Below are 5,101 nucleotides of genomic sequence, written 5' to 3' on the forward strand. Positions count from 1 at the left end.
GCGGTGGCCAGGAACAACACGATCTCGTCCTGGTAGCGCCCGAACGGTGGCTTCACCAGGGACTGGGCCATGGCCTCCAGCAGGAAGGATGGCGAGACTGGTTCGCCGAGTTCACGGTTGATTCCTTTGATCATTTTGACGAAGGGCACGTACTTCCCGTCGCAGTCGGCGTTCTTGGCGATGCTCAGCTCGTGGTGGCGCTTGGGGTTGGTCGCGATCCAGTCGCCCGCTGAGGGATTGGGGATGTAGTAGCCGCCATCCTTCCGTTTGAAGGCGGGGACCACGTCGATGGACATGACTTCGTCGTCGGCGCCGTAGGGGATGACGACCGCCATGCCGTCGCGGGCGGCGGCGCTCCACTTCTGGCGCAGCAGGGTCTCCAGCGCGTTGATGACCTGGATGGGGGCCTGGTCACGGAAGCCGGCCTGGGAGCCGTCGGAGTCGAGGACGACGAAGATATCGATATCCTTGAGCTTCTTCGTCTTGGTATCGCGCCGGTAGCTACCGGTGAGGAAGTCGTCAGCGAGGTCCCAGTGCGACGTGACGAAGTCGCGGATGGTCTCGTGTCGCGCCTTGGCCAGGTTCTGCTCGGTCTGGGTGATCTCCAGATTGTGCTTGAGCTTGGCGAAGGCGTCGTCGATGTATGCCATAGCGGTGTCCCTGCTCGTGGTCTCAGGCGTGGTAGTACCGCATGCCGGTCGAGGCGTGCGGGGCGGAGCCGAGGGTGCCGAAAGTGATGCCGCGCAGGCCGTCGGTGCTCGCCCGCTGGCCGGGGCCCCAACCTGGTTGCGGCGTGCGGGGCCCGTTGAAGGTGCAGAACAGTCGGTAGGTGGTGCCGGTGGGCACCCGGTCGAGCTTGGCGCGGAACCGGGCGAGCCGGGCGCGGGAGGCGGTGAATTCGGCGTTGCCGTCACCGGAGGCGTTGTAGGACACCGGGAACTCGACCACCGGCACCACGGCGCCCGAGGGCTGGTGACATTCAAGGACGACCGCGTCGAGGGAGCCCTCCTCGACCCAGGCTTTGATCGCGTTCTCGTTCTGCACCCAGTCGCGGTTCAGCCGGTCCATGTTGATCCCGAGGTCGGCAAGGATGTCGGTGATGGCGCCGAGGATGATGTCNGTCAGGTGCGTGGCGGTGTGGGTCCGGGTGTAGCTGTAGGTATAGGTGGAAGTCATCGCTGGGTCACCGCCCGGCGGAGGGCCTCACGGTCGATCAGCGGACCTGAGCTGTCGGCCTTCGTCTCCTCAGCGGGCGGGGCAGCGTCCGACAGCCGAGCGTGCCCAGCCGCAGCGGCTTTCACCTGACTCATGCAGCGGGGCGGGCGACGGGAGGTAGATCATGAAGTCGTCGGCGCCCGCCGCGCCGGGGACGGGGTTGAGGTTCTCCTCCAGGGTCAGCGCCGCCGCGCCAGACACCGTAGTGATCTCGCAGTGCACCTTGCCGGCCACCAGGGTGACCGGGTGCTTGTTCAGGTGCCCTCCCGCGATCAGCATCCGCCCGACCGCCTCGGCTGCCGACATCGCCCGTCCCGCCTCGTCGCGCGACAGTGAGGAGGACTGCGCCACGGTGTCCGCTATGAGGTCCGTGATTACCGTCCAGGTCGCGCTGGCGCTGCGCACGGGCGAGGCTGCCACCTCCCTAGTGCGCCGCACGGGACACCTCCGGCTGGCGCGTCTCCGCAACGGCGTTGTGCACTGCGGCGGCCAAGTCGTCCTCGGTGAGGCTGCCTGGGTCGAGCACCGTCTCCATCCGCTGGGCCAGGGCTTCGAAGACGACCTTGCGCGTGCGGCGGCCGTCCAGTCCGTCTGCGGCCTCGGCGATGCGGCGCATCGCTGAGGAGCGGGCCAGATCACCCAGGGCCGGGTACTTGTCGGCGAGTGTGAGTAGCGTGGAGGCCAGGATCTCCCGTAGCGCCTCCGGCTCCGGGAACGGGACGAGGATGGCGGCGTCGGAGCGGGACAGGAACGCCTCGTCCAGAGCGGTGGTGAAGTTGCTGGTCGCGACGAAGAACAGGTGCGGGTGCTCGGCGGCATTGAGATCCAACGCCGTGAACACCGCGTCGGTGGCACGGTGGACGTCGGCCGGGTTGGCGGCCAACGACGCCGCCGAGCGGGCAACCGCCATCGACTCGACCTCGTCCAGGATCACCACGGTCGGCATCCCGTCCGACGCCAGACCCGGCACATACTCGCCAAGCAGCTCGCTGACCCGCTGCTGCGACTGCCCATGCTCGGCGCTCATCAGCCCATGCGGGTTGATCTCAATCCGCCGCACCTCGCCGCCGCGAACGAAGCGCGCGACCTGCGCCGGCAGACCGCGCGCCAGGGTGGTCTTGCCGGTGCCGGGCGGCCCGTAGAGCGTGCACAACCCGTGCAACGCCGTCACCGCGAACGGCAGATCAGGTCGCACGAGCAGCGACAACAAGGTGTGGTTGCGCAACCGCTCCTTGATCGTCTCCGGCACCACGATGGCGTCCCACAGTGCGGCCTCCGCCGAGTCGGCCGCGACCACCTTCTCCGACAGCACGCACTCCTGAAGCTTCATCCCTCGACTCCGTCCCCCACACACAGCAGGTCACCTCAGATTTGAACAAGATCTTCTCAGATATCGGTAGACTACACGACGGGGAAGCGGCGCAACTCGGCACACTTCACTCGGGCGCGTCCTGCTCGGGCCGAGCTAGTTGACCGCCCGGTAACGAAGGTGTGCCTAAGATGCGAGCGGAGCATCAAGATCGAGAATCGTCCGCTGATCGGCGGACACCGACTGGCGCGGAGACGAGCGACGTGAACGATCCGCAACTGGACCCCGGTGACATCGCGGCCCTGTTCGATCGGGCCAGACTGCGGATGGCGCGTGAACTTCGCGGTCTTACCCAGGTGCAGCTGGCGCGAGAAGTCGGCTCCGTCACCGCGGCCTCGGTCAGCCAGTTCGAGAACGGNCACACCAANCCCGCCACATCGACGCTTTGCCGCCTCGCGGTCGCGTTGCGGGTGCCGCCGAGCTTCTTCGCAGCGCCGGCCCGCCCTCCCGCGCAGGACCAGGTCAAAGGGTTCTTTCGCAGCCTTCGATCAACTTCTCCGCGAGATCGTCAGCAAGCTCTAGCCTACGTGCACCTTGCGCGGGAACTCGCGCTCGAGCTCGAGAAGCACGTCGCGCTGCCCGACCTCAACCTGCCACGCCTTCCGGTCGACAAACAGCCGCTTCAGTCCGCCGACATCGAGCAAGCGGCAGCTCAGGTTCGTGGCCATTGGAACCTGCCACGGGGTCCAGTTCTCGATGTTGTACGACTACTTGAGACGAACGGGATCGTTGCCGTTCGTTTTCGCGTCAGCATTGAAAAAGTGGACGCATTTTGCGTTAATTTCCCTGACCGACCCGTCGTCGCCCTTGGTGCCGATAAGGGCCTGCGTGACCGCTCCCGCTTCGATGCAGCCCATGAACTCGGCCATCTAGTTTTGCACGGATTCTCGGGAGAAATTGGAGACAAGACCACGGAGGGGCAAGCCCACGAGTTCGCCGCTTCGTTCCTCATGCCGGCCGACGACATCAAACCCGAACTCCCAGATCGACTTGACTGGCCCGCATTTCTCCATTTGAAAGCAAAATGGCATGTCTCGCTTGCAGCCCTTCTGGTGAGGGCGAGGACGCTCGGGGTCATGAATGAACACACTTACGCACAGGGATGGAAAGCCTTGTCTGCACGTGGATGGAGGAAGGTAGAGCCGGGTCCGCTGGNAAACCCGGAGGTTCCAGTGCTTCTACAGCGCGCACTAGAACTCATGGAGACGACCGGCCTCTCCTTTGGAGATTTTATCAACCGCTCCGGACTCCCGGAAACAGACGTTAGAACTCTGCTAAGTCGGGATATCACCGAACGCCCTCGAGTGGTGCTCTGATTTCCTCGAATTCCGAGCGGGACAGGCGGGCCGGTCGCCCTCCAGCGACAAACAATTGCGACCCGCGCGAGGATTCAGCCGTCGACCGAAAGGAGGCGCTTCACGATTTCATCGGCCGCGAAGTCAGGACGACTGGCGACGCAGCGTGCCCGATCTTCCCTATGAGAGGACATGCGGGAGCTGACTATTGTAGCGGGGGGACTACATTGCACCACCGTGGCGGTCGCCCGGATCGGTGAAGCGTTCCTACTGTTCGGCCGACGGTCTAGTCCGGCGGCGTGTGTGCGCAGGTGANCTCGGATTTTTCGGCACGGCGCGACACGTTGCGGTACGCCCGGATACGCAGTGTTTCGTCTTGTTATCGAGTGCTCGGAGTACGGGCCCCCCGAGCATCGTGGTAGCCGCGAGGCAGTCACGACCAACCTCGGCCTGATGGGTGGGCTCACCTGGCAACTGTCGGGTTGGCCACCCGGAAACGCCCCACAGCCGTCCTGACGGCTACCGCCGACTCAAGGACTTGATGGTCATAACCAACCTGAAGAACACAGGCCAACCGCATCGACGACCGTCACCGAGGGCGACCGACTGCTTTGAAACCAGACGGGGCTCGAACCGACACACCGCGTCGGCTACCTGCCATTTCACGGTTGAGCGGGTCGATCGAGTCGATAGATCATGACTATTTATGCAGGTCATACGATGCGTAACGTTGCGTGGTGGACCATGTGTACCAGCATCCGAACCGATCGATCTTGGTTGCTGGCCCTGAATTTACTGTCCGGCCGGTCGCTACCCGGGCTCTCACCAGGAAGGATGCCCAGTGACCGCACCGGTCACTATGTCATCTAGCGAATCGTAAGAGTTCGGTGATGGCGTGGGTGGGCGGGCCGAAGGCCCGGCCGGTGTTGCCGGTCGGGTGGTTTTCGGCTTGTGGGTGGGGTTAGGGCTCGGGCCCGTCGGGTGGGCCGTCCTGGGGTGGGTCGGTGCTGGGAGGGCTGCCGGTCTGGGTGGTGGTCTGCCAGGTGAGGAAGGGTTCGAGGGCGGGGCCGGCGGGTGCTTTCCCGCCGGCTGTGGCGCAGGCGTTCAGGTAGCCGGTCAGGAACGCGAGGGGTTCACGGCCGTTACGCTCCGCGGTGGCGACGATGGTCCAGACCCGGGCGGCGAGGTGCGCGGCCCACTCAGCGTGTGCGCCGTAGTAGTT

5 protein-coding genes and 1 pseudogene (1 of these 6 cut by a window edge) are annotated in these 5,101 nt (G+C 65.0%); 1 reads left to right on the forward strand and 5 read right to left on the reverse strand.

From position 1 onward, the window contains the following. The 4 genes from CED_RS10200 to CED_RS10215 all read right to left on the reverse strand — a co-directional run. Positions 1-650, reverse strand: partial view of a CBASS oligonucleotide cyclase gene (locus CED_RS10200; protein WP_035910097.1) — the 5' portion only. Its footprint begins 217 nt before the window's first position; 650 of the gene's 867 nt are visible here — the first part of the coding sequence; the start codon lies at positions 648-650; its stop codon lies off the left edge, out of view. A gap of 22 nt (positions 651-672) precedes the next feature. Continuing rightward, the gene (locus tag CED_RS10205) at positions 673-1,176 is read right to left on the reverse strand and encodes a hypothetical protein (protein ID WP_023840430.1); all 504 of its coding nucleotides are present in this window, start codon (positions 1,174-1,176) and stop codon (positions 673-675) included. Between the two features lie 69 nt (positions 1,177-1,245). Next, positions 1,246-1,653 (reverse strand): hypothetical protein, encoded by a 408-nt coding sequence (locus tag CED_RS10210; protein WP_023840429.1) that lies wholly within the window; start codon positions 1,651-1,653, stop codon positions 1,246-1,248. Next, on the reverse strand, positions 1,640-2,545 hold the full coding sequence (locus CED_RS10215) for an AAA family ATPase (protein ID WP_035910099.1): 906 nt from the start codon (positions 2,543-2,545) through the stop codon (positions 1,640-1,642). Before CED_RS10215 ends, CED_RS10210 begins: the two co-directional genes overlap by 14 nt. Before the next feature lie 242 nt (positions 2,546-2,787). Between CED_RS10215 and CED_RS22490 the strand changes: the two genes are divergently transcribed. After that, a complete protein-coding gene (locus CED_RS22490) occupies positions 2,788-3,900 on the forward strand; it encodes an ImmA/IrrE family metallo-endopeptidase (RefSeq protein WP_035910101.1) in 1,113 nt (370 codons plus the stop codon). 940 nt (positions 3,901-4,840) lie between these two features. On the opposite strand, the pseudogene CED_RS10225 reads toward CED_RS22490, so the two are convergent. Next, positions 4,841-5,101: pseudogene (locus CED_RS10225) on the reverse strand (IS66 family transposase); the annotation flags it as partial.

It is taken from the genome of Frankia sp. CeD (genome assembly GCF_000732115.1).
Classification (GTDB): domain Bacteria; phylum Actinomycetota; class Actinomycetes; order Frankiales; family Frankiaceae; genus Frankia; species Frankia casuarinae.

Bases quoted from the DNA above. Each gene is read 5' to 3' on its own strand.
- CED_RS10215 (WP_035910099.1), bottom strand. From the start codon at position 2,545: ATGAAGCTTCAGGAGTGCGTGCTGTCGGAGAAGGTGGTCGCGGCCGAC.